Source organism: Pseudomonas koreensis, from assembly GCF_012986595.1.
Lineage (GTDB): Bacteria > Pseudomonadota > Gammaproteobacteria > Pseudomonadales > Pseudomonadaceae > Aquipseudomonas > Aquipseudomonas koreensis.
Window position 1 is genome coordinate 1 of sequence record NZ_JAAQYM010000006.1, and the last position, 24,700, is coordinate 24,700.

General features: G+C 58.9%; 22 protein-coding genes and 3 pseudogenes. 10 read left to right on the forward strand and 15 right to left on the reverse strand.

Going from position 1 to position 24,700, the window contains the following annotated elements:
- Window positions 1–129: 129 nt before the first annotated feature.
- Entirely contained in the window at window positions 130–1,389 is a 1,260-nt protein-coding gene (locus HBN98_RS18770) for an MFS transporter (protein ID WP_083369318.1), read from the reverse strand.
- Between the two features lie 161 nt (window positions 1,390–1,550).
- The gene (locus HBN98_RS18775) at window positions 1,551–2,057 is read right to left on the reverse strand and encodes an EamA family transporter (RefSeq protein ID WP_229755004.1); all 507 of its coding nucleotides are present in this window, start codon (window positions 2,055–2,057) and stop codon (window positions 1,551–1,553) included.
- A gap of 99 nt (window positions 2,058–2,156) precedes the next feature.
- Here HBN98_RS18775 and HBN98_RS18780 point away from each other — a divergent pair.
- A pseudogene (locus HBN98_RS18780) lies at window positions 2,157–3,022 on the forward strand (LysR family transcriptional regulator).
- A 48-nt stretch (window positions 3,023–3,070) separates the two neighbouring features.
- On the opposite strand, the gene proP reads toward HBN98_RS18780, so the two are convergent.
- Window positions 3,071–4,573: a glycine betaine/L-proline transporter ProP gene (proP, locus tag HBN98_RS18785; RefSeq protein ID WP_083369317.1), complete on the reverse strand. Its 1,503-nt coding sequence runs from the start codon at window positions 4,571–4,573 to the stop codon at window positions 3,071–3,073.
- A 230-nt stretch (window positions 4,574–4,803) separates the two neighbouring features.
- Between proP and HBN98_RS18790 the strand changes: the two genes are divergently transcribed.
- Window positions 4,804–7,008, forward strand: coding sequence for an OsmC domain/YcaO domain-containing protein (locus HBN98_RS18790; RefSeq protein ID WP_083369316.1), 2,205 nt, complete (start codon window positions 4,804–4,806; stop codon window positions 7,006–7,008).
- Window positions 7,009–7,174: 166 nt separating this feature from the next.
- Window positions 7,175–7,615 (forward strand): hypothetical protein, encoded by a 441-nt coding sequence (locus HBN98_RS18795; protein ID WP_083369315.1) that lies wholly within the window; start codon window positions 7,175–7,177, stop codon window positions 7,613–7,615.
- A 21-nt stretch (window positions 7,616–7,636) separates the two neighbouring features.
- Here the strand turns inward: HBN98_RS18795 and HBN98_RS18800 are convergent, their stop codons facing one another.
- A complete protein-coding gene (locus HBN98_RS18800) occupies window positions 7,637–8,527 on the reverse strand; it encodes a LysR family transcriptional regulator (protein WP_083369314.1) in 891 nt (296 codons plus the stop codon).
- Window positions 8,528–8,766: 239 nt separating this feature from the next.
- Here HBN98_RS18800 and HBN98_RS18805 point away from each other — a divergent pair, with 239 nt between their 5' ends.
- The 3 genes from HBN98_RS18805 to HBN98_RS18815 are packed head-to-tail and all read left to right on the forward strand — an operon-like array spanning window position 8,767 to window position 11,353.
- Window positions 8,767–9,774 (forward strand): zinc-binding alcohol dehydrogenase family protein, encoded by a 1,008-nt coding sequence (locus HBN98_RS18805; RefSeq protein WP_083369313.1) that lies wholly within the window; start codon window positions 8,767–8,769, stop codon window positions 9,772–9,774.
- Window positions 9,775–9,830: 56 nt separating this feature from the next.
- Window positions 9,831–11,015, forward strand: a complete 1,185-nt coding sequence (locus HBN98_RS18810) for an L-dopachrome tautomerase-related protein (RefSeq protein WP_083369312.1) — start codon at window positions 9,831–9,833, stop codon at window positions 11,013–11,015.
- Window positions 11,016–11,044: 29 nt separating this feature from the next.
- Window positions 11,045–11,353 (forward strand): putative quinol monooxygenase, encoded by a 309-nt coding sequence (locus HBN98_RS18815; RefSeq protein ID WP_083369453.1) that lies wholly within the window; start codon window positions 11,045–11,047, stop codon window positions 11,351–11,353.
- Between the two features lie 98 nt (window positions 11,354–11,451).
- Here HBN98_RS18815 and HBN98_RS18820 read toward each other — a convergent pair whose 3' ends face one another.
- On the reverse strand, window positions 11,452–11,733 hold the full coding sequence (locus HBN98_RS18820) for a hypothetical protein (RefSeq protein ID WP_064587281.1): 282 nt from the start codon (window positions 11,731–11,733) through the stop codon (window positions 11,452–11,454).
- A gap of 88 nt (window positions 11,734–11,821) precedes the next feature.
- Between HBN98_RS18820 and HBN98_RS18825 the strand changes: the two genes are divergently transcribed.
- Window positions 11,822–12,310 (forward strand): P-loop nucleotide/nucleoside kinase family protein, encoded by a 489-nt coding sequence (locus HBN98_RS18825; protein WP_083369311.1) that lies wholly within the window; start codon window positions 11,822–11,824, stop codon window positions 12,308–12,310.
- A 151-nt stretch (window positions 12,311–12,461) separates the two neighbouring features.
- On the opposite strand, the gene HBN98_RS18830 is transcribed toward HBN98_RS18825, so the two are convergent.
- Window positions 12,462–12,968: a P-loop nucleotide/nucleoside kinase family protein gene (locus tag HBN98_RS18830; RefSeq protein ID WP_083369310.1), complete on the reverse strand. Its 507-nt coding sequence runs from the start codon at window positions 12,966–12,968 to the stop codon at window positions 12,462–12,464.
- 374 nt (window positions 12,969–13,342) lie between these two features.
- Between HBN98_RS18830 and HBN98_RS18835 the strand changes: the two genes are divergently transcribed.
- A complete protein-coding gene (locus HBN98_RS18835) occupies window positions 13,343–15,262 on the forward strand; it encodes a tyrosine-protein phosphatase (protein ID WP_083369309.1) in 1,920 nt (639 codons plus the stop codon).
- 112 nt (window positions 15,263–15,374) lie between these two features.
- On the opposite strand, the gene HBN98_RS18840 is transcribed toward HBN98_RS18835, so the two are convergent.
- Window positions 15,375–16,898: an EAL domain-containing protein gene (locus HBN98_RS18840; RefSeq protein ID WP_229755005.1), complete on the reverse strand. Its 1,524-nt coding sequence runs from the start codon at window positions 16,896–16,898 to the stop codon at window positions 15,375–15,377.
- A 197-nt stretch (window positions 16,899–17,095) separates the two neighbouring features.
- Window positions 17,096–18,082, reverse strand: coding sequence for a helix-turn-helix transcriptional regulator (locus HBN98_RS18845; RefSeq protein WP_083369307.1), 987 nt, complete (start codon window positions 18,080–18,082; stop codon window positions 17,096–17,098).
- Window positions 18,083–18,610: 528 nt separating this feature from the next.
- Here HBN98_RS18845 and HBN98_RS18850 point away from each other — a divergent pair.
- The gene (locus HBN98_RS18850) at window positions 18,611–19,594 is read left to right on the forward strand and encodes an LLM class oxidoreductase (protein WP_083369306.1); all 984 of its coding nucleotides are present in this window, start codon (window positions 18,611–18,613) and stop codon (window positions 19,592–19,594) included.
- 38 nt (window positions 19,595–19,632) lie between these two features.
- Here the strand turns inward: HBN98_RS18850 and HBN98_RS18855 are convergent.
- The 5 genes and pseudogenes from HBN98_RS18855 to HBN98_RS18875 form a co-directional block, all read right to left on the reverse strand.
- Window positions 19,633–19,815, reverse strand: a pseudogene (locus HBN98_RS18855) (monovalent cation:proton antiporter-2 (CPA2) family protein); the annotation flags it as partial.
- A gap of 193 nt (window positions 19,816–20,008) precedes the next feature.
- Window positions 20,009–20,311 carry a putative quinol monooxygenase gene (locus HBN98_RS18860; protein ID WP_025569629.1) on the reverse strand — a complete coding sequence of 101 codons (303 nt, stop codon included), beginning with the start codon at window positions 20,309–20,311 and terminating at the stop codon, window positions 20,009–20,011.
- Window positions 20,312–20,537: 226 nt separating this feature from the next.
- Window positions 20,538–21,638 (reverse strand): low temperature requirement protein A, encoded by a 1,101-nt coding sequence (locus HBN98_RS18865; RefSeq protein ID WP_083369305.1) that lies wholly within the window; start codon window positions 21,636–21,638, stop codon window positions 20,538–20,540.
- A 98-nt stretch (window positions 21,639–21,736) separates the two neighbouring features.
- A complete protein-coding gene (locus tag HBN98_RS18870) occupies window positions 21,737–22,276 on the reverse strand; it encodes a DsbA family protein (protein WP_083369304.1) in 540 nt (179 codons plus the stop codon).
- An 11-nt stretch (window positions 22,277–22,287) separates the two neighbouring features.
- Window positions 22,288–22,830: a redoxin domain-containing protein gene (locus tag HBN98_RS18875; RefSeq protein ID WP_083369303.1), complete on the reverse strand. Its 543-nt coding sequence runs from the start codon at window positions 22,828–22,830 to the stop codon at window positions 22,288–22,290.
- Window positions 22,831–23,340: 510 nt separating this feature from the next.
- Here HBN98_RS18875 and HBN98_RS27835 point away from each other — a divergent pair.
- Window positions 23,341–23,454 (forward strand): annotated as a pseudogene (locus tag HBN98_RS27835) (FAD-dependent oxidoreductase); the annotation flags it as partial.
- 196 nt (window positions 23,455–23,650) lie between these two features.
- Here HBN98_RS27835 and HBN98_RS18880 read toward each other — a convergent pair.
- Both HBN98_RS18880 and HBN98_RS18885 read right to left on the reverse strand, forming a co-directional pair.
- Window positions 23,651–24,013 carry a DUF6124 family protein gene (locus HBN98_RS18880; RefSeq protein ID WP_083369302.1) on the reverse strand — a complete coding sequence of 121 codons (363 nt, stop codon included), beginning with the start codon at window positions 24,011–24,013 and terminating at the stop codon, window positions 23,651–23,653.
- A 357-nt stretch (window positions 24,014–24,370) separates the two neighbouring features.
- Complete coding sequence (locus tag HBN98_RS18885; RefSeq protein ID WP_151101569.1) at window positions 24,371–24,685, reverse strand: hypothetical protein; 315 nt, start codon at window positions 24,683–24,685, stop codon at window positions 24,371–24,373.
- Window positions 24,686–24,700 lie beyond the last annotated feature (15 nt).

Sequence of the window (24,700 nt, forward strand, 5' to 3'; positions counted from 1 at the left end):
AAGTGAAACGATGCATCGCCGATGGTAGTGTGGGGTTTCCCCATGTGAGAGTAGGTCATCGTCAAGATTAAATTCCGAAACCCCAATTGCGAAAGCAGTTGGGGTTTTGTTTTGCCCGCAGGAAAGTATTTATGGCCTGCTAACGATGCTCTCATCGCCTATTGCAGTCACTCCATTCTCTCGCCGCTGTAAAGTCTCCGGCACCGCCAGCAGCAACAGCCCAAACGCTACCCCGGCAATCACTGCCAAAGTCAAAAACGCCGCGCTGTATCCGGCCTCCTGCACCACAATGCCTGCCACGCTGCTGCTCAAGGCTGCGCCCAGGCCGAACACGGTGGAGAGGGCGCCGAGGCTTATGTTGAAGTGCCCGGTGCCTTGGGTCAGGTCTTTCACCACCACCGGAAACAGCGCGCCGAAGACCCCGGCACCGATACCGTCGAGCAGTTGCACGGCAACCAGCCAGTACGGATCGTCAGACAGCGTATAGAGCACGCCGCGCAGGGGCAGGATCAGAAAGCCTGCCAACAGCAGCGGTTTGCGCCCCCAGACATCGGCCTTGGCCCCGACCAGTAACGCGACGGGCACCATGACCAGTTGCGCAGCGACAATGCAGGCCGAGGTCAAAGGTGTGGCCATTTGCAGATTGACCTGCGCCAGTTTCTGGCTCACCAGCGGCAGCATCGCCGCGTTGGCCAAGTGGAACAGCGCGCAGCAAATGGCAAACATCAGCAAAGCCTTGTTGCTCAGCAGAACCGACAAGCCCGAAGGCGCTTTGCCCTGTGTCGCGTCGTTGGGGTCAAGGCCCCGGGCGATATCGTGGTCGATGGCGTTGGCAGAAACGAAGCTGACGGCAACCACGCTGCCCAGCGCCATGACCGCCATCAGATAGAACACCGCTACCGGGCCGAACAGGTAGGCGAAGCCACCGGCCAACAGCGCCGCGCAAGCGTTGCCAGCATGGTTGAACGTTTCGTTGCGCCCTGTGCGTCGGGTGAAGGCTCGCGGGCCGGTGATGCCCAGGGTAATGGCCGAGATGGCCGGAGCGAACACCGACGCCGCGGCGGCGCTCAAGGCTTGAGTGATCGCCACCAGGCTGAACGATGTGACGAAGGGCAATACTACGCAACTGCCGGTCACCAGCAACGCGGCAATCGCGATCACCGCCCGTTTGCTGCGGGTGTTGTCGACGAGTGCGCCGGCCGGCGTCTGGGTGACGAGGGCGGCGATGCCGGCGAGGGTCATCACTAAACCGATGCTGGCCGGTTCCCAGTGATGCACCGCCAACAGGTAAATGGCCAGATACGGCCCGAGCCCGTCGCGCACATCGGCCAGGAAGAAGTTGAGGCTGTCGAGTGAGAGATTGTTGCAACGATCGGAGTGATTGCTCACGCGGGTATCTTCAGTAATCGAGGTTCGGCGAAATGACTCAACCTCCGCTAAGTCAGTGACTTGTCGCCTGCGGATTTAGTTTCCTGCCGGATGCCGTCGACACACTCTTTTCGCTCGACATTCTCCCGAGCAATGGCAGCCCGACGAGGGTCAAACCTCACCTAGCGGGACAGCACCGCCAGCAACGGCAGACTGTAGACCCACAACCCCGCACCGCCCCATTCGACACTCGCGGCGCTGGCCAGCAGCATGCCGATCACGCACAACGCGACTCCCAGCCATTGCCAGCCACGGGTGCGCTGACCCGGCACGCTGCCGGCAAGCAACACAATCGTCAGCGGTAACAGATTGGCAAACAGTGACGCAGTGCCCGGCGTGACGCCGAGTTGAATCGACGCGGCAATCGGCCCGATGTACCCACCAATCGCGAACCATCCCAACAGCGCCTGATGCAGTACCGCTTTGCCGCGCAGACCACGCAATCCCGCCCAGGCAAACGGCAATAACAGCAGCGCCGCCAGTACAAATCGCCACAACGAGGCGAGGTACACGCTGCCCTGATCGGCGACGTAGCGATAGCCAATAAAACCGGAACTCCAGCTGACCACCATCGTCATCAGCAGCGCGACGCTGATCACTCGCGAAAAGCGAATAGTCGGGACGTTCATCGAATGGCACCTGACAGAGGACTGAGTTCGATGATATGAATCTAGGCTTGATGCATTCAAACGATACGATTCGCACCACTGATGCAGGATTTCTAAACCATGGCCGAAGTCCTTGATATCGACCTGCTGCGTACATTTCAGGCGATCGTGCGCTTCGGGCAATTTCTTGCTGCCGCCAGTTTCCTCAACAAGAGCCCGTCAGCGGTCAGCCTGCATGTGCGGCGTCTGGAAGCCCTGGCCGGGGGACGACTGCTGGAGCGTGACAACCAGACAGTCAACCTCACGCCATTGGGGCGTCGCTTTGCCTTGCAGAGCGCCGAACTGCTGCGTCATCACGATCAATTGTTGGCGAGTTTCAGTACGCCGCTGGCCAGCGGGCGAGTCAGGCTTGGGATTTCCGAGGAGTACGCCGGCGCGGTGCTCGGGTGTTCGTTGCCGCACCTGTCGGCAGATTTTCCGCACATCGAACTGGAAGTCGAAACCGCGTCCAGCGGCCGTTTGAGCGCGCGCCTGGAGCGCGGTCATTTGGATCTGGCGTTGCTGGTGATCGTAGCCGATGCCGAAGTATCGATGCGCTGCGTGAAAACACTCGGCTTTACTCAACCGGTCTGGGTCGCCGCGCACAACTACACGCATAATCTCGCCAGGCCGGTGCCGCGGCCTTGCACGGCAAGGGTTGTCCCTATCGCAGCGTTGCGGTGGATGCGCTGAGTGTGCAGGGTCGCCGTTGGCGCGCGGTGATTGTCAGCGCCGGTGCTACTGCGCTGGAAACGGCCATCGAGGCCGGGTTGGCGGTGGGCATTGTTGATCGGGCGCAAGTGCGGTCCGGCATGCGGGTGCTGAGTCCTGAGGAAGGGTTTCCAGAGTTGCCGTTGCACGAGTTGCGCCTGATGCAGGCGCCGGGCGAGTTGAGTGAGGCGGGGGAGGTGTTGGTGCGTTTGATCGGTGACGGCTTCGTATTGTGAAGTGTTGATCGACGGCAGCCCCGCACGGGGCCGCCGCCAGTCAGCACATCAGTTGATGCGCGGATGCTGCTGCACCAACTCCTTGCGCTTGGCTTCCAGCTCAGCGATTTCGGCGTCGATGTCTTCGATTTTCTGCTCGATGTTGTCGTGGTGTTCCTTGAGCAGTTCCTTGGCTTCCTCAAGATCTGACGCGGCCGGTGCGGCGCCACGCAACGGCTTGTTGGCGGTTTCCTTCATGGTCACGCCAGTGATCAAGCCGACCACGGCAATCACCATCAAGTAGTAGGCGGGCATGTACAGGTTGTTAGTGCTTTCCACCAGCCAGGCCACAGCGGTCGGGGTCAGACCGGCGATCAGCACCGAGACGTTGAACGCAGCGGCCAGCGCGCTGTAGCGGATGTGCGTGGGGAACATCGCCGGCAGGGTCGAGGCCATCACGCCGATGAAGAAGTTGAGCAACACCGCGAGGATCAGCAGGCCGGAAAAGATCAGGCCGATCTTGCCGCTGTTGATCAGCATGAACGCCGGAATCGACAGCAGAAACAAACCGATGCTGCCGACCACAATGAAAGGCTTGCGGCCGATCTTGTCACTGATAAAACCGATCGCAGGTTGCACGAACAACATGCCGACCATGATCGCGATGATGATCAACACGCCACGGTTTTCGCTGTAGTGCAGGTTGTGCGACAGGTAACTCGGCATATACGTCAGCAGCATGTAATAGGTGACGTTGGTCACCGCCACCACGCCGATGCAGGTCATCAGACTGCGCCAGTGTTTGGTCGCGACTTCCTTGAACGAGACTTTCGGACCGCCCGCCAGACCTTCGCGATCACCTTCCTCGAGTTTCTCGACGTGCTGCTGAAACGCTGGCGTCTCTTCCAGCGCATGACGCAGATAGAGGCCGATCATGCCCAGCGGCAGGGCGAGGAAGAACGGCAGGCGCCAGCCCCATTCGAGGAATTTCTCTTCGCCGATGATCGTCGAAATCAGCACCACCACACCCGCGCCGAGGACGAAACCGGCAATCGAGCCGAAGTCCAGCCAACTGCCGAGAAATCCGCGTTTGCGGTCGGGGGCGTATTCGGCGACGAAGATCGATGCGCCGGTGTACTCGCCGCCGACCGAGAAACCCTGAGCCATTTTCGCCAGCAACAGCAGGATCGGCGCCCAGATGCCAATCGACTCATAGGACGGTATCAAGCCGATGGCGAAGGTGCTCAGCGACATGATCACGATGGTCGCGGCCAATACTTTCTGCCGCCCGTACTTGTCGCCCAGGGCACCGAAAAACAGGCCGCCCAACGGCCGGATCAGGAACGGCACCGAGAACGTCGCCAACGCCGCAATCATCTGCACGCCGGGATCGGCGCCGGGGAAGAAGATCTTGCCCAGTGCGTAGGCGACAAAGCCGTACACCCCGAAATCGAACCATTCCATGGCATTGCCCAGTGCAGCGGCGGTGATCGCCTTGCGCATCTTGGCGTCGTCGACAATGGTGATGTCTTTCAATCCGATGGGATTGACCTTGTTTTTCCTTGATTTCATGCGGGTCACTCATAGCTGAACGGATTCGATGCCATTGTTTTGGTGGCATGGGTTCTTTCCGTCAGATACAAGAAGACACGAAAAAATTCACTGCTCGCGGCATTTTTGTCGTCTGCACCAGCAGAGGCGCAGCAGAGCCCACCCGGCGGCGATTACGCAAAAGCACAAGACGTCAGGCTGAAAACCCGGATAATGGCCGCCAATTCGTTTTTGCTCTCTGGTAAACCCGCATGGAAATCAAGGTCAACTTTCTCGACAACCTTCGACTTGAAGCCAAGTTCGACGACTTCACGGTGATCGCCGATCAGCCCATTCGCTACAAGGGCGATGGCTCGGCACCGGGGCCGTTCGACTACTTCCTGGCGTCGTCGGCCTTGTGCGCGGCTTACTTCGTCAAGCTGTACTGCGAAACGCGCAACATCCCGACCGACAATATTCGTCTGTCGCAGAACAACATCGTCGACCCGGAAAACCGCTACAACCAGATCTTCAAGATCCAGGTCGAACTACCGGCGGACATCTCCGAAAAGGATCGTCTGGGCATCCTGCGCTCCATCGACCGTTGCACGGTGAAGAAGGTCGTGCAGACCGGTCCCGAGTTCGTGATCGAGGAGGTCGAGAACCTCGACGCCGATGCGCAGGCGTTGCTGATGCCGCATTCGACATCGGAGGCGGGCACCTACATTGTGGGCAAGGATCTGCCGCTGGAGCAGACCATCGCCAACATGTCGGGGATTCTCGCCGACCTGGGCATGAAGATCGAAATCGCTTCGTGGCGCAATATCGTGCCTAACGTGTGGTCGCTGCACATCCGTGACGCGCACTCGCCGATGTGCTTCACCAACGGCAAGGGTGCGACCAAAGAGGGCGCACTGGCCTCGGCACTGGGCGAGTTCATCGAGCGCCTGAACTGCAACTTCTTCTACAACGACCAGTTCTGGGGCGAAGACATCGCCACCGCCGAGTTCGTGCATTACCCGAACGAGCGCTGGTTCAAGCCCGGTCCGAAAGACGAGCTGCCGCCGGAGATTCTCGACGAATACTGCCTGGACATTTACAACCGCGACGGCGAGCTCAAGGGTTCGCACCTGTACGACACCAACTCGGGCAACACCCAGCGCGGCATCTGCTCGCTGCCGTTCGTGCGCCAGTCGGATGGCGAGGTGGTGTATTTCCCGTCCAACCTGATCGAAAACCTGTTCCTGAGTAACGGCATGAGCGCCGGCAACACCCTGGCCGAAGCGCAGGTGCAGTGCCTGTCGGAGATCTTCGAACGCGCGGTCAAACGCGAAATCCTCGAAGGCGAAATGGCCCTGCCGGATGTCCCGCAGGAAGTGCTGGAAAAGTACCCGAGCATTCTCGCCGGGATCAAAGGCCTGGAAGAACAAGGCTTCCCGGTGCTGGTCAAGGACGCCTCGCTGGGCGGTGAATTCCCGGTAATGTGCGTGACCTTGATGAACCCGCGCACCGGCGGCGTGTTTGCCTCGTTCGGCGCGCACCCAAGCCTGGAAGTGGCGCTGGAACGCAGCCTGACCGAATTGCTGCAGGGCCGCAGTTTTGAAGGCCTGAACGATTTGCCACAGCCGACCTTCTCCGGCCAGGCCGTGACCGAGCCGAACAACTTCGTCGAGCACTTCATCGACTCCAGCGGTGTGGTGTCGTGGCGTTTCTTCAGCGCCAAATCCGACTTCGAATTCGTCGAATGGGACTTCTCCGCTCAAGGCGAAAACTCCAACGCCGAAGAAGCCGCGACCCTGTTCGGCATCCTCGAAGGCATGGGCAAAGAAGCGTACATGGCGGTCTACGACGACCTCGGTGCCAACGCTTGCCGGATCCTGGTGCCGGACTACTCGGAAATCTACCCGGTGGACGACCTGATCTGGGACAACACCAACAAGGCCCTGCAATTCCGCGCTGACATCCTCAACCTGCACAGCCTGAGCAAAGTGGGCCTGCGCAACCTGGCCCAAGGCCTGGAAAACAGCGAGCTGGACGATTACACCGACATCACCACGCTGATCGGCATCGAGTTCGACGACAACACGCCGTGGGGCAAGTTGACGATTCTGGAACTGCGCCTGCTGATCTACCTCGCCCTGCAGAAATTCGAACAGGCCAAAGACCTGGTTGAAGCGTTCCTGCAATACAACGACAACACCGTCGAGCGCGGCTTGTTCTATCAGGCGGTGAACGTGTGCCTGGAAATGGAGCTGGACGAGGATCTGGAACTGGCCGATTACGAAGCCAACTTCCGTCGCATGTTTGGCGACGAGCGGATGGACGCGGCGATTGGTTCGGTCAACGGCAGCGTGCGTTTCTACGGTCTGACGCCGACCAGCATGAAGCTCGAAGGGCTGGATCGTCATTTGCGCCTGATCGACAGCTACAAGAAGCTGCATGCGGCGCGGGCGAATGCCGCAGCGTTGAATCGCTGATGGCAGACGGTCATTTTGCGCTGAGTTAACCGTGGTGAGGGGATTTATCCCGATGGCGTGCTAAGTGGGCCTGGCTTCTTCAATCAAGAAGCGGTCTGCTGCGCAGCCCATCGGGGATGAATCCCCTCGCTACAGATGATTATTCTGGGAACATGGAGATTCAAGGATGGAAGAGAAGGTCGTGAAGTCGAAGCTGGTCAACTTTCTGGTGGCTGACGTCGAGGTCGATTACGAAGGTGTCGGCGATTTTTACGACGCTGCCGGCAGTGGCAATGTCGGTGCATTGGCCGGCGTGCTGGAGGGTTTCAAGGAGGTTTACGGCGGGCTGTGGGTCGGCGGCAAAATGACCCTGACCAATACCGCTGTGTACTTGAACGCCAATGCCATGAACCGCATGGTGCAGGACGGCACACTGGACATCAGGGTGCCGCTGGGGATGATCCGCAAGGTCACCCTCGAAGGTGGCTTCATCACAAAAATCGTCTGTCTCGACACCGATGCCGGCAGCATTCTGTTCCGCTGCTATGGCGCCAAGGACGTCGTCGCGTTGATCGAGAAGTCGATCCAGCCACGGGTGTCGACAGCGGTGCTCAAGCGGGCTCGGTAAGCACGCTGCCGGGCGCGACATTCAAACGCGCTCAAGTGCCGAAAACTGACTGCTCAACCACGTATACAGTTGCGACACCGCTGGCGATATCTGCTTGCGGTGCGGGCATACCATGCTCAGGGGGGAGGCGCTGCCGGGATGGTCGGGAAGTAACACGACCAGCCGCCCGGCCTTTACGTCCGCACTGACATCCAGCCAGGATTTGCAGGCAATCCCTTCACCTTCCACGGCCCAGCGCCGGACCACATCGGCGTCGTCGCTGAACAGCGGTCCGGAGACCTGAATGGTTTGCTCGCCCAGACTCCACTTATCGAAAACCCGGCCGTTTTGCAGATAGAGCAGGCACGGGTGCGCACCCAGCTCTTGCGGTGTCGACGGTTGTCCATGGCGTTCGATGTACTGCGGTGAGGCGACCAGTACACGACGGTTACCGGGAGCCAGGGGCAGCGCGACATAGTTGGCATCCGCGTTCGAGCCGTAGCGGATGGCGACGTCTACCGGGTCGCGAAACAGGTCGGCGACCTGATCGGACAGGACCAGACGCAAGGTCAGTTGCGGATGCTGGCGGCGGAATTCCGAAAGCCAGGGCAGCAGCACATTGCGCCCCAGGTCGGAGGGCGCGGCGACCTGCAGCACACCGCGAAGTGGCGTGTTTTCGCCGCGCAGATTTTCCTTACCCTGTTTGAGCGCTTCCAGCACCGAGTGAGCGGTGGGCAGGTATTGCTCGCCTTCGGCCGTCAGACGCAGGCTGCGCGTAGTGCGGGCAAACAGGCGCACGTCCAGTTCGCGCTCCAGGCGCTTGATGGCGGCGGCGACCTGACCGGGCAACAGATCAGCCTCCAGTGCGGCGGCGGTAAAACTGCCCAGCGCGGCACTGCGCGTGAACAGACCCAGATCATCAATGCGAACCATCTTCACTCCAAGGGTGAAAGTGTTGGCGGATTCTGCCGGTTTTTCTCTGTACTTGTGAGCCTTTTTTGCAGGTGCGTGCATTATTCCTTCAGCACTGCAAGCAATTGAATGAACGCTTCAAGGGTTCATTTTCATTTTTAAAGTGAAAGTGTTGGTGCGTTTTGCAGGTTTTTCTTTGTCAGGGGGCAGTTGAAGATGGCGGCCAGTGAGTGCCACAGGCCATCCGACAGCGAGTTTCCATGAAAGCCATCACCTTTACCCAACACGCCTTACCCATTGAAGATCCACAGTCATTGATCGATACCGACATCCCCGTGCCGACCCCGGGCCCGCGAGACCTGCTGGTCGAAGTGCGTGCGGTGTCGGTCAACCCGGTCGACACCAAAGTGCGCGCCGGTACGTTCACCAAGGAGCCGAAAATCCTTGGCTGGGATGCCGCCGGCGTGGTGCGTTCGGTCGGTTCCGAAGTGACCCTGTTCCAGCCCGGTGATGAAGTGTTCTACGCCGGTTCGATTGCCCGCACCGGCAGTTACAGCGAGTACCACTTGGTGGATGAACGCATTGTCGGGCACAAACCGCGCTCGTTGAGTGCCGCCGACGCGGCGGCGCTGCCGCTGACGTCGATCACCGCCTGGGAGTTGTTGTTCGACCGGCTCGGAGTCGCCGAAGGCACGGGGGAGGGCAAGTGCCTGCTGATCACCGGGGCCGCTGGCGGCGTGGGTTCGATGCTGGTGCAACTGGCTCGGCAATTGACCCGACTGACCGTCATCGGCACCGCTTCACGGCAGGAAACCGCGGACTGGGTTCGCCAGTTGGGCGCGCATCATGTCATCGATCACAGCGCGCCACTGCTCGATCAACTGCGGGCGTTGGGCATCGACGAAGTCAGCTACGTCGCCAGCCTGACTCACACTGAGCAGCACTTCGCGCAGTTGGTTGAAGTCCTGCGGCCACAGGGTCGTCTGGGCGTGATCGACGACCCGGAGACCCTCGACGTGATGCCGCTCAAGCGCAAGTCGCTGTCGTTGCACTGGGAGCTGATGTTTACCCGCGCGTTGTACGAAACCGAGGACATGATCAATCAGCATGAGTTGCTCAACCGCGTCTCCGGCCTGATCGATTTGGGTGTGTTGCACACCACCGTGGGTGAGCACTTTGGCGCGATCAACGCGGCGAACATGCGCCGTGCCCATGCGCTGGTCGAGAGCGGCAAGGCCCGGGGCAAGATCGTTCTCGAAGGTTTCTGAGCAGCACCCACCGCACATTCAGCCCAGCCCTGTAACGGGCCGGTCAGGAGCACTTTATGCGTTTGAAAAAACTTCCCGTGGTGTTGGCGCTGGCATCGGCGTACGCCTTGGCCATGCCGTTCGCCCATGCTATCGACGCGGTTGCGCTGCCGGCCAATGCCCCGGCTGACCGGGCGTTCGGCAAGCTGGAACAGGTGCACGCGTTCTACGATGCGATGCCCACCGGGGTGACGGTCAGCGAGACCGGGCGAATCTTCGTCAACTTTCCGCGTTGGGGTGACGATGTACCGTTCACCGTCGGCGAGCTTCGCGACGGCAAGGTCGTGGCTTATCCCGATGCTGCGATCAACCGGGAGAACCCCCGCGATCCCAGTGATGGCCTGATCAGCGTGCAAAGCGTGGTGGCCGACGGCCAGGGCCGGGTCTGGCTGCTCGACACCGCCGCTCCGGGGTTCGCTGATCCCAAACCGCGCGGCGCGAAACTGGTGGCGGTGGATCTGGCGAGCAACCGCGTGGTCAAGCGTCTGGTGTTCCCAGACAACGTGATGCTGCCCAGCACCTATGTCAACGACATGCGTTTTGATTTTCGTACTGGCACGGAGGGGACTGTTTATCTGACCGATTCGTCCTTGCGTGGCCTCGGTGCCATCATCGTCATGGACATCGCCAGCGGCCGTGCCATGCGCCGCTTGAGCGGCGCGCCATCGACGTCGGTTGATCCGGCATTCGTGCCGGTGGTGGAAGGTTTGCCGGTCACGGTGGAAGCAGCGGATGGCAAGCGCAAACCGCTTGCTGTGGCCTCGGACGGCATCGCGCTGTCGGCGGACGGCAAGACGCTGTACTTCACGCCGCTGTCCAGTCGACACCTGTATTCGGTTGCCACGGCGTTGCTGCGTGATGCCAGTGTCAGCGAAGCGCAACTGGCCACCGCCGTGCAGGACCTTGGCGAGAAGGGCGCGTCCGATGGCATGGAAGCCGACGCTGCCGGGGCGTTGTACGCCGGCGACTACGAGCACAACTCGATCCGCAAACGCCTGCCCGACGGTCAATGGCAGACGCTGGTGCACGACCCGCGACTGCTCTGGCCCGACACCCTGTCCATCGGCCCGGACGGCTATCTGTATTTCATCGCTAACCAGCTGCATCGTCAGGCGGTGTTTCGCGGCGGTCAGGATCAGCGGCAAAAACCCTACAGCCTGATGCGCCTGAAAATCGATGCTTCGCCGGCGCCTACTCGTTGAAAGTTGATTTCACTATTGGAGAAATGATGATGAATGCGTCCACTGAAGTGTTGGTGTCGATTGCCGTGCTCAAGGCCAAATCTGGCAAGGAGCAGGCCTTGAAAGAGGGACTGTTGGCACTGGTTGAGCCGACACGCGCAGAGCCGGGCAATCTCGACTATGTATTGTTCGAGCTGCGCGACGCGCCCGGGACGTTCTACATGCGCGAGGCGTTCAAGAATCAGGCGGCGCTGGATGCGCATTTCGCCATGCCGTATTTCCAGCGCTTTGCCGCCACGGCGGATGACCTGCTCGAAGAGCCGCTGCAGTTGATCTTCCTCGAGCAAGTTTCGTCCTGAGAACGCTTTGACGTTCAGCCATCCATTCAAGCGTTCGGGGTGTTGCCAGGGCTAACTCATTTACTAACGGTGATGCAGTTGCCCTCGGGCCCCGCCTTTCAGCGTTTGCACTGCGCCTGCACCACCTGGCACGTGTTCGGTGTCCCTCCCGATCGGCTCGCATAACGCATGCAGTTATTCATCGCCTTCTTGCGGGCCATGCTCAAAGTATCGCCCCAGGCCAAGCCGCCCTCGCCGGAGGTGGGTACGGCTTTGGCGTAGCAATTCGAGCCGTTGGTGGCGTAGCGCTTGCTCGAACAGCCTGCCGTCAGCGCCACAGTGGTGGCGAGCAGGGTGAGCAGCAGCCATGAGCTGCATTGGCGTGCGGTGATTGCGGTCATTCGGGTTCCTCGGTGGGTCAGGCGCTTCAATTGCCTCGCTGACAGGCGTTGGGCATTATCCAGCAATCGACATAAGGAAGCGTCCCCAATGCATGCACCCACACTACACCTGATGTGCGGCAAGATCGCCTCGGGCAAATCGACCCTGGCGAAATCGCTTGCTGAGCAGCACGGCGCGCTTGTGCTGAGCGAGGATCAGTGGCTGTCGCGGCTGTATCCGGAGCAGATCAATTCGGTGGCGGATTACCTTCGGTGCGCGCGGCAGATTCGCGGGGTGCTGGGGCCGCTGGTGGTCGATGTGCTGGCGGCGGGGGTGAGTGTGGTGCTGGATTTTCCGGCCAATACCGTGGCGGATCGACAGTGGCTGCGCGGGCTGGCGGACAGTGCGCGAGTGCGGCATTGCCTGCACTATCTCGACGTGGATGACGACACCTGCCGCGCCCGGCTGCAGGCACGCAACGCGCTGGCCGAACATGAGTTCGCGGCGTCGGATGCGGAGTTTGATTTGATCACGCGTTACTTTCAGGTGCCGGAGGTGGGCGAGGGGCTGGAGATCGTCACGCACCGCAATCCCTAGCCGGCTGGCGCCCACATTGATCGCGCCCGGCCGCCAATCCCGAGGTCAGCGCATAACCCCGTGGGAGCGAGCCTGCTCGCGAAGACGCCGTGTCAGTCACAATCACGTTGGCAGGCCTTCGCACATTGTGGCGCACCAACCGCTCACCCGTTTACCGAGGATCAGTCAGTTGGCGCAAGACGATCTCCACCGCCTGATGCACGGCGAGAGTCGCTGTGTCGAGGCAAAGGATCGGCTGCGTCCAGGCTTCATATTCGTGATTCACCACAGAGGACCAGCTCGGTGGCGTCAGGCCCATGATGTCTGATTGCCGCTGTTCCACCCGACGGCGATGCTCACGCGGGTCTGAGCAAATCACTTCGATGTTGAGCAACGCTACGCCCGAGCGAGCCGCAACGTCGGCCCATGCTTGTCGGCTTTCAGCCACCGGATTCACACAATCAACCACGACACTGCGGCCGGGACGCAGGTTGTTCATGGCCAGCTCGTTGGCGACCCTGTAACCGCTGCTGCCAACGTCATCAGCCAGAACCCCGGCGTTGCGGATGGCCTGTTCGATCGTGTCGATACGCAGATAGGTCGCCTCCAGTCGAGTCGCGAGTGACTGGGCGATGGTGGTCTTGCCTGTGCCTGGCAGGCCACTGAATACAATTAGCATGGGCACTCCTTAAAAGCCCGTTCGAACAACTCGAGCCATTGAGTGGTATCCATTTCACACATCCTGCGTCAGTCCATTTGGGGGGAGGGATTATGGACGGAATCTCTTTCAACCGAAAACTCCACATTCATCACTGAATCCTGTAGGAGTGAGCCTGCTCGCGATAGCGGTATATCTCTGACATTTACGTTGTCTGACACACCGCTATCGCGAGCAGGCTCACTTCTACAGTGGCTCTCCGGCCGATACGGACAAAAAACGCAGCCCACGGACCAATCGCGCAGCCATTTTCTTACGCAGTCGTTCTGTCATATTCAGTATCAATCGATTGCAGATAGTAGCCAGCCCAACGCTAATTCCAATGAGGCTGCACTGTGTTTCAACGTCTAGTGTGTTCGCTGTCCGTTCTGAGCCTGTCCATCGCCGCTGCCCACGCTGCCGAGCCGGTCGCGCTCGATACGCCGCGGCTGAAAAGCATCGACAATTTCCGTGATGTCGCCGGCCTCACCACCGCGTATTCCACGGCCCACGACGGCACGATGCGCGGCGGGGTGTTCTACCGTTCCAATGCGATCACGCCGTCGGCAGCGGATCTGGCGACCCTCAACAGCCTTGGCATCAAAGCCGTCTACGACCTGCGCACCCCGAGCGAAATCGCCGGTACGCCGGACACGATGCTGAGCGGCGCGACCTACCAGAACATCGACATCATCGGCAGCACCACCTCGGGCGCGAACATCACCACTGTCTCGTTCAAAAGCGCCGCCGACGCCATCGCCATGATGGAGCAGACCAACCGCGCTTTCGTCAGCGACGCGGGGATGCGCGGTCAGTTCGGCACGCTGTTCAACGAACTGGCCACCACCGACGGCGCGCAACTGTTCCATTGCACCGCCGGCAAGGACCGCACCGGCTGGACCGCCGCCGTGCTGCAGAGCATCGCCGGGGTCGACAACGCGACCATCATGGCCAACTACCTCGCGACCAACGACTACACCGCCGCCCGTGTCGCCGCGACGCTCAAGGCGCTGCCGCCAAGCATGGCGTCGATCTACGCGCCGCTGCTCGGCGTGCAGGCCAGCTACTTGCAGGCCGGTCTCGATGAGGTCAGCGCCGAATACGGCAGCATGGACAACTACCTCAAACAAGGCCTCGGCCTGTCGCAGGAAACGATCTACGTTCTGCGCGGCAAACTGGTCGAGTACAACAGCCTGCCGGGTCAGGCCGGGTTGATTGGCAACGCCGCCGCCGGTGCCGATTTGCTCCGCGAGTTGCAGAACACCCGTCTATCCGGCACCTACAGCGCCTACAACTACTACCTGCAATCGGCGATCGACGCCGGCACCCTCGGCGGTGTCGAATCCCAGGTTGGCGGCCAGGTTCACGCCGACGCGGCCAGCTACCTGCTGCGCCAGAATGCGCTGATCGAACAAGCCGCCGCGCCTTACGCCAGCGGCACCGACCTGAAAGTCGGCCAATACCGCGTGTGGACCACCGCGCTCGCCGGCTACCTCGGCACCGACGGCTCGTCCCACGCCGAGAGCAGCAACGAGCACAGCCAAGGCCTGATGGTCGGCATCACCCAGCGCTTCTCCGAACAGCTCAGCACGCGCGGCGGTTTCGGCTACAGCAAAGGCACCGTCGGCGGCGCGGGCGGTGAGGCCGATACCGACTTTACCTTCTTCAACTTTGGCGCCCGCTACGGCTTCACCAGCCTGGAACGCGGCCTGTTCGTCGACGCCAACGCCAGCGCCGGCTATGTCGACTACGACAGCAAACGCGAGCTCGGCAGCGGCCTCGGCACCGCGAAGGGCGACACCCACGGCAACCTCACCGGCGCCACGCTGGCGCTGGGTTACCGCGCGCCGGTCAACGGCATGATCCTCGAACCAAGCCTCGGCTTGCGCGTCAGCCACCTTGACCTCAAAGGCTTCCAGGAGAAGGGCAGCGAACTGTCCCTCGACGTCGACGACAATACCGCCACCCGCCGCAGCGCCGTCGCCAACCTCAACGTGGCGTTCGCCCCAGTGGCGATGGGCGCGTGGCAACTGGTGCCGGGCGTGCAAGTCGGATACGAGCGTACGCTGGGCAACAACGACGTCACCAGCCAGAGCCACCTGCTGGGCCTCGACATCGAACAACGCGCCGCCTTCGACAACCGCGACCAGTTCAGCGGCGGCGTCAACCTGATGGCCAGCCTCGGCGCCGTCAGCCTCGGCGCAGAAGTCGGTGCCAGCGGCGGCGGTGACAGCCACGGCTTCAGTGGCAGCCTGAAGGCCAGTTACGCGTTCTAAAAGAACGGACATCACTCAGGTCAAGGATGACCAAAACTGAAGGACGCTCCCCAACCTGTGGCGAGGGAGCTTGCTCCCGCTGGGCCGCGAAGCGCCCCCCAAACAGCCCCATTCAAACACACCCAACTGACTCACCAACCTGACCATCCCGCTCAGCAATCCCCCCACAACGCTCGCCAGCAAATGCCAAAAACTGCGCAACAGGCAGCGGTCTGGCAAACAACCATCCCTGACCGAAGTGCACGCCATGCCCGCGCAAATACTCCAGCTGCGCGTCAGTCTCGATGCCCTCGGCGACCACTTTCAAACGCAGACTTTTCGCCATCTGAATGATATGCGCCGTCACCGAACTCGCCTCCGGATCGCGCCCGATCGTGTCGACAAACGACTTGTCGATCTTCAGCACATCCAGCGGCAACTGCTGCAAATGCTGCAGGCTGGAAAACCCGGTGCCGAAGTCATCGATGGCCGCCAGGTGCCCCGACTCGCGCGCCTGATTCATCGTTTGTCGCGCCGATTCAATCTGCATAAATCCGCGCTCTGTAGCCTCCAGCCAGATCTGGCTCGGCCACACATCAGCCTTGCTCATGGCCGACTTCAGCCGTGGCAGAAAGCGCCCGCTGCTGACATCCGCGGCCGCCAGGTTGATCGCCACGTGCAGACCGCGTTCTTTCACCAGCAGCGGCCCCAGATCCTGCATGACATGGTCGATCACCTGATCGGTGATCGGCAGAATCAAGCCACTCTGTTCCGCCAGCGGGATAAACAGATCGGGCCGCACCAGGCTGCCGTCCGGATGCCGCCAGCGCACCAGCGCTTCGGCGCCGACACAGGCGCCATCGCTCAAATCGATAATGGGCTGGTAATGCACGATGAACTCACGATTGCGCACCGCCAGCTCCAGTTCCGCCAATGGCGACAAGCGCTTGCGCGTACGCCGCACAATCACCAGCGTGAGCATCCCGGCCAGCAACCCGCCGATGGGCAGCAACAACATCTCCCGACGCACCAGACCCTGCAGCAATTCGTGGCGCGACACCGCCGCGATGGCGACCCAGTCACCGCTGTGAACGAGGGTATACAGATAACCGTCCTCGAGCGCCGAAGCGGGGCCCAGATGCACCCGACTCATGAAGCGCTCCGCCCCCGGCCGCGACACGCCGACCAGTTGTCCGGCAGCGGTGCCGACCATCAAATGCACATCGTCCTCGACCATCACCTGCAAAAACTGCTCAGGGTCCACCAGCACATTGAACGCCGCGTACTGCAGCGCCATCATCGGCTTCGCTGGCACAATCCGCGCCTGCACCCCCAACGACACGCGCACGCCGTCAGCGGTGACGAAGTCCTCCTTCCACGGCGTCACCCGATGGCCCACCGGCCCCCAGGAACCGCAGGCGTAAACCTCTTCCTCGACATAGCCGATCGACTTCACCGCAAACGTGTTGATGGTCAGCAGACGCATCTCGTCGATGCTCTCCGGCGTGCACGGTACGAGGCTGGACGCGGCGACGCTTTTCAGCACTCCGGCGGCTTCATGGAAGGTATTGTTGGCGCGATGGGACGCCACGCTGGCCAGCGATTCAAGACGTTGCTGCGCCGCTGCCAGGTTCAACACCCAGGCGACGTAACCCATCAAAAGCACTGGAAGCAAGACACACGGAAGGCCCAGGAGAATGCTCCCCCAGACAATGCGTTTTTTGTTCATTTGACGCCACCTTGGCCCACGGCCCGTGACGTGCGGCTGCACGGCTGTTAATCAGCTCGTACAGATTAGCGCTGGCGCAATTCACTGATCTTGTCGCAGATCAATGCTCTTACCGACAACGCCTGTCAGCGTCGCGGGCGCGCGCCCGAGCGTAAGTCCGCCGGACTCACCCCATACGCCTGCTGAAAATACTGACAAAACCGTCCGACATTACTAAAGCCAAAACGCAGCGCCACCTCCGTCACTGACGCCGAATGCCGCTGCCCCAGCGCTTCATAAGCCCGCTCCAGCCGCACCTGACGCTGATACGCCACAATCGATGTCCCGACAAACCGCCGAAACCCCTCCTGCAATGCGCGCTGACTGACATTGCTCAAGCGTGCCAACTCCACGCCGCTCACCAGTTGCTCCGGATGCGCCTGAATAAACTCCACCGCCAACTTCACATGCCGCGGCGCCACCATTGGCGCAGGCTGGCGCAACGCCTCGGTAAAATTGTGCGGCCACGCCTCAAGCACCGCATCAATCAACATCTCGCGCAACCGCGACGGCATCAGCGTGCCGCTGTTGAGCAACAAATCAAACTCCGTCCCCGTCGCCAGATCAATCAACGCCTTGATCCCCTGAAACGCCGCCGTGTGCAGATCCACCACCGGCTCAAACACAATCTTCTGCCCAATCGGCCGCCCCAACAACGCCGCCAACCGCTCAGTGAGTTGCCCCCGATTCACCGAAATCCCGTGCTGCGCATGATTATCGAGAAACCGCATCGAACGGATATCCGCCTTATCAATCGCCAACCCCAGCTGCGCCACACCGACGGATTCGGTGCGGTGGTTAAACACAATCTTGCCGGCCGTGGGAATCACAAAAGTGATCTCGTCCTGCAGGTCGGGGAAGGTGACGGTGAAATCGCCGTGGTAATGCATGCGCCGGAAACTGACGCCGTCGTGTCTGCCGTAGACGCCGCCGATGATGATGTCGGGCGGTGGCGGCGGGGTGTCGGCGTAGCGATTGCCGAAAAGCCGGGAGAAGAGGGCGCCGAAGTCTTCGGAATGGAGGTTTTCGGAGCGGAGGATGATTTTTTGGCGGGGTGGGGCGACGGAATACACCTTGGGGCACCTTTTGTTGGGGCTCTTGGGTAAGTGGGGGAGGAGGCGCAGGGGAGGTTAGCAGGTTGGGGTGACAGGTTTGTGACGGTAAAGAGTCCGTCTTGTTCCAAAAGCGGTCGTCCGTGAGCGGCAGCTTTCGGCCATTAGCGGCCGTTCTGGAATGGCAGGAAACGACCGATAACTGTCTTCGATACGCAACTTTCGCCCGGCAGCGGCTCGATTGTAAGAATATGGCGGAGAGCTGCAAAACCGCCTACGCTTATAGAATGATTCCTCGAACGCCTTGCCCATCTGGTGGTATAGAGCCGAGAGATCTGACTTCCTTTGACCGTCCACTTAACACCCACCCGGACCGACCCGCGCCTATCGCCAGCAACTGACCCCTGAATCCGTTCCACACGACCAGCAGTACGGCGCAACGGGTAAAAACCAGACCCAGTCCCCCCACCTGTCGTTCAAAAGCGACCGATGCCGCAGCACCTCTGGAAACGGGGGCGCTGTTCACGTTCTGCCATGAGGTCAATCCGTATGTATCGGCCGAGCACGATTCCTTACCAGCAGCATCAAGGGTTCAGCCGAACCTTCACTCAGGGGCATTTGAGCCTTGGATTATTCTTTCCCATGGAGGCGTTCGACGGGGACACTCCGAGCATGCTCAACCAGGTCACACTGGCTAAACAAGCCGAGGCGCTGGGCTTCTGCGCGCTCTGGTTTCGCGACGTGCCGCTTCGCGACCCTGGCTTCGGCGATGTCGGCCAAGTCTTCGACCCCTGGGTTTACCTGGGTTATATGGCCGCCCATACCTCGGAGATTGCACTTGGCACCGCCTCCATCGCCATCCCGCTGCACCATCCCCTGCACACGGCCAAGGCGTCAGCCAGCGTCGATCAGTTGAGCACTGGTCGCTTGATTCTGGGAGTTGCTTCGGGAGATCGGCCAGTGGAGTTTTCGGCGTTTGGCGTCGATCCAGAAAGGCGTGGAGAGATCTTTCGAGAGCACTACGAGGTGATTCGCCGAGCCCACAGCACCAGTTTTGAACCCATCCACTGGAGTACGGGTGAAATGCGCGGCGCAGACCTGATTCCGAAACCCACCACCCAATTCATTCCAATGCTCGTGACCGGCAACAGTCGCCAGTCACTAGACTGGATCGCGCGCGAGAGCAACGGCTGGATCAACTATCCACGCATACCGAACATGCAGCGGCTGGTCGTGGAAGATTGGCGATTGGAGGTCACCAGGCAATGTGGCTCTGTGTACAAGCCCTTTACTCAGTCGCTGTACATCGATCTCGATGAGAATCCGTCCACGCCACCCACACGTATCCATTTGGGTTTCAGACTGGGACGTTACCATCTACGGTTTTTGCTGGAGTCGCTTGAGGAAATCGGCGTGGACCACGTCATTCTCAATCTCAAATATGGCAAGCGCCCTGCGGCGGAGGTTATCGAGGAATTGGGTACGCACATCGTTGCGCAGTTCGGAGTGCAGCCGCGTCAGGCAGCTCATTGAACATCGGTCACTGCTACGCCGACGAATGCTCACTTGACGAAACCATAAGGTGTCACGGCGCGGATGACCTCCGGTTCTATATCAATGATGGAGATCTTCGCGCCATGAGCGACCGGTGCCCGGCAAACAATCAACCCTACCCAGCCTAAACCCGTGATGAGTACGTTGCCTTGCAGATTTTGTGCGGCTTCCACGCCGTCCATGGACACGATTTGCGCGCGTATCCTTTCACTAATACCGAGCGCGCGAGCATGGCATGAATCCTGGACACGGCACTTTAGCCATGACATTTTCTTCAATACAGGTGTTTTGATTGATCACCGCCCGGAACAGCAGCAGGCCCAGGCGATCCTGATTTTCACAAAATACATCCTGGGCCTCCCCGAACTGAATGGAACTTCCTGTTGGATTTGCTTAACCGGGCAGCTTGGCCGCAAGGACGTCAACCTTCTCGATTGATGGAGGTTCGGCAAACAGCTCGGCAGCGTTTGCCATAAGCGCCGCCGCGACCTTGCCCGAAAGATGAGCCTGCCGGCCCGCTTCATCCGGGAATGCGTCAAAGATGCCAAAGGTAGACGGCCCCAAGCGGATTCCAAACCAGGCTGTAGTGGCTGGCTCCTCCTCCACTAAAGGAAGGCCGCTCAAGAGAAAGCGCTCCACCTCTTTCTCTTTCCCAGGTTTTGCTTCCAGACGAACGAACAACGCTACTTTGACCATGACGTGGCTCCTGTTGTTACGATGCGGCTGGTGCTATCTGGTCGCAATAGCTAAAAGGGGCATCCGGCTGTTAACTATGGTCGACGACACCACGATTACAAACCCAAAGAGACCAAGGGTAGCGCCGCATGTCGCTCGGACACTGAGAATGACGTAGTAGGCAGCGCGCAAACCGCAGACCAGCCGCTTGATCACTTTTCCCGAGCTGTGGCCTGATAATCAAGACTCAACGATATCTGAAATTCAGGAGAACATAACAGATCATGGTGACTGTCAAGCCGACCAATATGTACTCGACACGCGGTAGAAATATAACTAACCCACCTAAAGAAAACACGATCAAGGTGTTTTGCAGTATGTATTTCCTTATTCGACTCACAGCTATGAAATAGCCATATTGCTTCCCCAGGAAAAACAAGACCATGCCGGTGATCGACATAATCTGGAAATCGCGCATCGCAATGTCATTCAGGATCGCATGCCTGATCAAATTTGCCAGGAGCGCCAACCCCATAAAAAGAAAAAGGTGCGAGTAGATCAAGGCGTGCCCACTCATACTGCTGTGATTTTTGCTCAGCAGGTAAAAACTATCAAAATAGATCCACCAGATACTGCAAATCATGATGAATCCGGTGATTGCCGCCATCACATTGTAATAACCCCATTGAATGTTAGATAAGCCTCCGGAAAGGCTAATAATTGACTCCCCCAATAAGATTAGGGTGAGTAGGCCTATGCGCTCAACCAAGTGCTCTGTGTGTGCTGGCAACGGTTTTAATTTAGTCCAGAAAAATACAGGAAACAGAATATCAAGAACAATTCCAATATAAGCAACAAGGTAACGCAAGGGCGGGTCAAAAATAACGGATGAAAGGCTAATAACTGCGCTAACTAATAGGGCGAAGCCGAGCCTTGAGGAAAGTTCGCCGCGAGAATCGAGTTTACTAATGGATGAAATGTACATAACACTGATGATCGCTCGTATACCAAAATAGCAGGCAATAATAAGCGGGTAGTTCACTTCCAGGTCTTCCCCAATCCGTGCCGATAGCACAATGAGCAGGAGCATTATGAACAATGTTGCCAAACGGTGAAGATTACTGTCTGTATCGAACCTGTTGGAGTAAATCGTGTGACTGGACCAGATCCACCACAACGGTACAAAAAGCAGTAAGAATGTCCATAATTGCTTATGTTCAAAGTGGCCGTCATGAACATGTCCGAGCGTGTGCGTAACCTGGCCTATCGTAACAACGAAAGTCAGGTCAAAAAACAACTCCAACCATGTGGCGTGTCGATTTTCTTCATAATACTTCAAAGATTTCATTAGTTGCCGGCTCCGTGTACACCTCTTTAATGTAGAAGGAAGCTAACGCTGGTTTGCCCTCGGCTCTGGTGTGGATGATGCCAGGTCGATGCGGCTATCTAGCGATTTTGTCCGCGCACTAACAGAAGCTCAGTCATCTGACACATCTCGTTGAACTCTGGGACCCCGTCATAGCGAAGTCCGTCAAAGTAAAACGCTGGAGTACCGTTCACGCCGCTGCGTACACCGCCATTGAAGTCGGATTGTATTTTAGGGATGTAAGTGTCCTTTCGCATGGCAACGTCGAGTTCCTCGCTGGAAAGGCCGTGTTTTAGAACAATGGCGCGATACAGCGGTAGACCCAATCGATCCTGATTTTCATACAATTCGTCGTGAGCCTCCCAGAAGAACCCTCGACTCCCGGCATACTCCGCGGTGACCGCTGCACCCAGCGCATGCGGGTGAGCGGTGGTCAGAGGAAAGTTACGGAACACGAACAGCAAATCATCGCGAAAAAGCTGTTGCAGATTCTTGACCATCCAATACGCTTCACCGCAATAGGGACATTCATAGTCGCCAAATTCCACCAAGGTGACCTTGGCATGCGCACTTCCCTGGCGATGGTCGTTGGCACTTACCGGGACTTTGAGAGTGGCCATGTAATCACCTGTTAATTTTTGGTTGACGTGCTTTGTGGCGCATTCGCCAGAGCATCCAGCGCATCCAGAATGCCGTCCGCCCCAGGGTTGATTGCCATTGGTGAGAGGTAGCTCCAGGCGACCACCCCCTCCTTGTCAATCACGAACAGTGCCCTCTTACAAACTCCGGGCTGGGACTCGTAAGCTCCATACTGTCGTGCCACCGCCCCTTTGGGCTCGAAATCGGCCAGCAGGCTGAAGTGGAAATTTCGATCTTTGGCAAAGGCCTGATGACACCAGGCGCTGTCAACCGAGATACCCAATAGCACCGCACCGGATTCTCTGAAGGTGGGTAACAACTGGTTGTACAAGGTCAGTTGGTCACCACACACCGAAGTCCAGTCAGCGGGATAAAACGCCAGTATCACGGGATTTCCCTTTAGCTCACGCAGCGACAACTGTTGATCAGGGGTTGCGTGAAGAGTGAAGTCGGGCGCGACAGTACCGGCCGGAAGCGGACCCTGAACCAGGTCGCCATTGGTTTTTTGTGCATCATCGAACTCTAAAGTGTTCATTGCTTGAACCTTGATAGATGGGTGGTTGGGACGTGCTCAGTGGGATGCGACGTGCCCGGCGGGATAACTCCATCCACCATCAAGGGGTTCAAAAAAAGACAACGCTGCCTCGATCTCAGCCTGAGCCTGAGTGATTTCGGCAGCGAAACGTTCACGTTCCGCATCAAGGAACACAAGAAGATCCGCCGTGTAATCGCGGAATTGGATTAGGCCAGGTTGGCAGGGGAATGGTCAGATTCGCTCTGGCTCACCAATGACTATAGTCGTTGATGACGCTTGCCGTAGTAGCTGAACGATTTTTCGCTACCCACCAGTGCCAACAACACTCACGCGCTTATCTTGCTGCCATTTCAGGCGGCGTTTTAACACGATGATTTTGGCAGCTATTTCGCCACTTCAGACGAATTTACATCTGCTTTCTGGACGACAACTGCTGCCCGTTACGACAAGCAGAAATCGACCAGAGGCAGACACTGAAACCGCCTTCAGGTCGACAGAATGAAGGTTGATATGGGAAATGCTCTGGACAAACGAGTCGTTGTCATTAGTGCCGGCATCGTGGGCGCTTCGCTGGCGTATCACCTGGCTGATAAAGGCGCGAATATCACCTTGGTTGAGGCTGAAGGTAATCAAAGATGCGGCTCGTGCAACGATGGTGCTGTACCTAACGAATAGTCGAGATCGGTCTTCGGGAAGCTGAGCGGTAGTCTTTGCGAATATTGTCACTGACCGCTTTTGGCCGGAAGCAGACGAATCACGCAGTCGATTTCTGACAGATCCCTCTTGGCGCTCACCATAGAGCGCCAAGCGAGAGTGTTCGCTACGCCGTTGGCACCACATTATCCAACGCCTGATTCACCGCCAATTCCCCCAGCATCACCACCTGCGCAATGCCGAGCAGCGTCTTGCGAATCGGTCCCTCTACCAACGCGGCCACATCTCCCAGCATCACCGTCGCCGACCCCAGCGATTCACTGGCGTTCGCCAGCAATTCCTCGGTCGCGATCTCGGGATTAGCGAGGAACATGGCGTTGGGTGTGTAGGGCGTTGCCATGACCTGGCTGGTGGGGTTCAGGTAGTGGTCGAGGGCGCGTTCGGCGGCTTCGTGGAGTTTCTTGGAGTCTGGGGATTCGTAGGGCGAGATCGTTTCTGTTTCGGGCGGATTGGGCGTTACTTTGAACATAGGTGAAGCTCCAGGATGAATAAAGTGGAGCCATCACCTTCGCTACCAAACGAAGGGTGGTGGCCAAACGCAGGTTGGTAGACCGGTCACCTGGATACCCGGCGCATCCGAAGATGCCCTACGCATGGCCACCATAAAAACAGCGGACGAAACCGTCCCTGCAAATAGGATTGCTATGCGACAGGTAAGCCGGGCTACCAAACCCGATCGCTGCTTTTCAGCGACCGACCCACGATAGAACCCGCACCCTAGGCGCACAAGCCGGCGGATTCTGGCGTAGTCGTAGGCAAAGGCGCAAGGCGTTGTAGTTTGGGATGACGTAACGGCGAGTGTTTTTAAACGAATGCGGGGAAATGGTTAAACGCGAAGATTTTTTGAGCTGTTCTTTTTTGAACGGATGGTTTGGCGAGGGGTGGAAGCAGAGCCGATTTGCAGTTCATCGGTGCGGTGCGACGTTTCGCTAAATCCTTTTACCACTGGAGTGGTTTTTGTCTGGGGACTGTCGACGCGGGCGGTGGGGTTGGTGGCTGCGGTAGGCTCGGGTTTTCTTCCTGACTGGGCTGACGCCATCGCGAGCAGGCTCACTCCTACAGTGGGTTTTGCGGTGTTTGCGAATGTTGTGCCGGGCAGCAAACCTGTAGGAGTGAGCCTGCTCGCGATTTGGGTATCCACGATGCTCGGGTTTAT

Excerpts from the sequence above, each read along its gene's own strand:
- HBN98_RS18865 (WP_083369305.1), bottom strand. The coding sequence starts at position 21,638 with ATGAAATCTTTGAAGTATTATGAAGAAAATCGACACGCCACATGGTTG.
- HBN98_RS18860 (WP_025569629.1), bottom strand. The coding sequence starts at position 20,311 with ATGGTCAAAGTAGCGTTGTTCGTTCGTCTGGAAGCAAAACCTGGGAAA.
- HBN98_RS18805 (WP_083369313.1), top strand. The coding sequence starts at position 8,767 with ATGAAAGCCATCACCTTTACCCAACACGCCTTACCCATTGAAGATCCA.
- proP (WP_083369317.1), bottom strand. The coding sequence starts at position 4,573 with ATGAAATCAAGGAAAAACAAGGTCAATCCCATCGGATTGAAAGACATC.
- HBN98_RS18880 (WP_083369302.1), bottom strand. The coding sequence starts at position 24,013 with ATGTTCAAAGTAACGCCCAATCCGCCCGAAACAGAAACGATCTCGCCC.
- HBN98_RS18800 (WP_083369314.1), bottom strand. The coding sequence starts at position 8,527 with ATGGTTCGCATTGATGATCTGGGTCTGTTCACGCGCAGTGCCGCGCTG.
- HBN98_RS18870 (WP_083369304.1), bottom strand. The coding sequence starts at position 22,276 with ATGGCCACTCTCAAAGTCCCGGTAAGTGCCAACGACCATCGCCAGGGA.
- HBN98_RS18815 (WP_083369453.1), top strand. The coding sequence starts at position 11,045 with ATGAATGCGTCCACTGAAGTGTTGGTGTCGATTGCCGTGCTCAAGGCC.
- HBN98_RS18840 (WP_229755005.1), bottom strand. The coding sequence starts at position 16,898 with ATGGGTTACGTCGCCTGGGTGTTGAACCTGGCAGCGGCGCAGCAACGT.
- HBN98_RS18775 (WP_229755004.1), bottom strand. The coding sequence starts at position 2,057 with ATGAACGTCCCGACTATTCGCTTTTCGCGAGTGATCAGCGTCGCGCTG.
- HBN98_RS18795 (WP_083369315.1), top strand. The coding sequence starts at position 7,175 with ATGGAAGAGAAGGTCGTGAAGTCGAAGCTGGTCAACTTTCTGGTGGCT.
- HBN98_RS18820 (WP_064587281.1), bottom strand. The coding sequence starts at position 11,733 with ATGACCGCAATCACCGCACGCCAATGCAGCTCATGGCTGCTGCTCACC.
- HBN98_RS18810 (WP_083369312.1), top strand. The coding sequence starts at position 9,831 with ATGCGTTTGAAAAAACTTCCCGTGGTGTTGGCGCTGGCATCGGCGTAC.
- HBN98_RS18850 (WP_083369306.1), top strand. The coding sequence starts at position 18,611 with ATGTATCGGCCGAGCACGATTCCTTACCAGCAGCATCAAGGGTTCAGC.
- HBN98_RS18825 (WP_083369311.1), top strand. The coding sequence starts at position 11,822 with ATGCATGCACCCACACTACACCTGATGTGCGGCAAGATCGCCTCGGGC.
- HBN98_RS18790 (WP_083369316.1), top strand. The coding sequence starts at position 4,804 with ATGGAAATCAAGGTCAACTTTCTCGACAACCTTCGACTTGAAGCCAAG.
- HBN98_RS18830 (WP_083369310.1), bottom strand. The coding sequence starts at position 12,968 with ATGCTAATTGTATTCAGTGGCCTGCCAGGCACAGGCAAGACCACCATC.
- HBN98_RS18875 (WP_083369303.1), bottom strand. The coding sequence starts at position 22,830 with ATGAACACTTTAGAGTTCGATGATGCACAAAAAACCAATGGCGACCTG.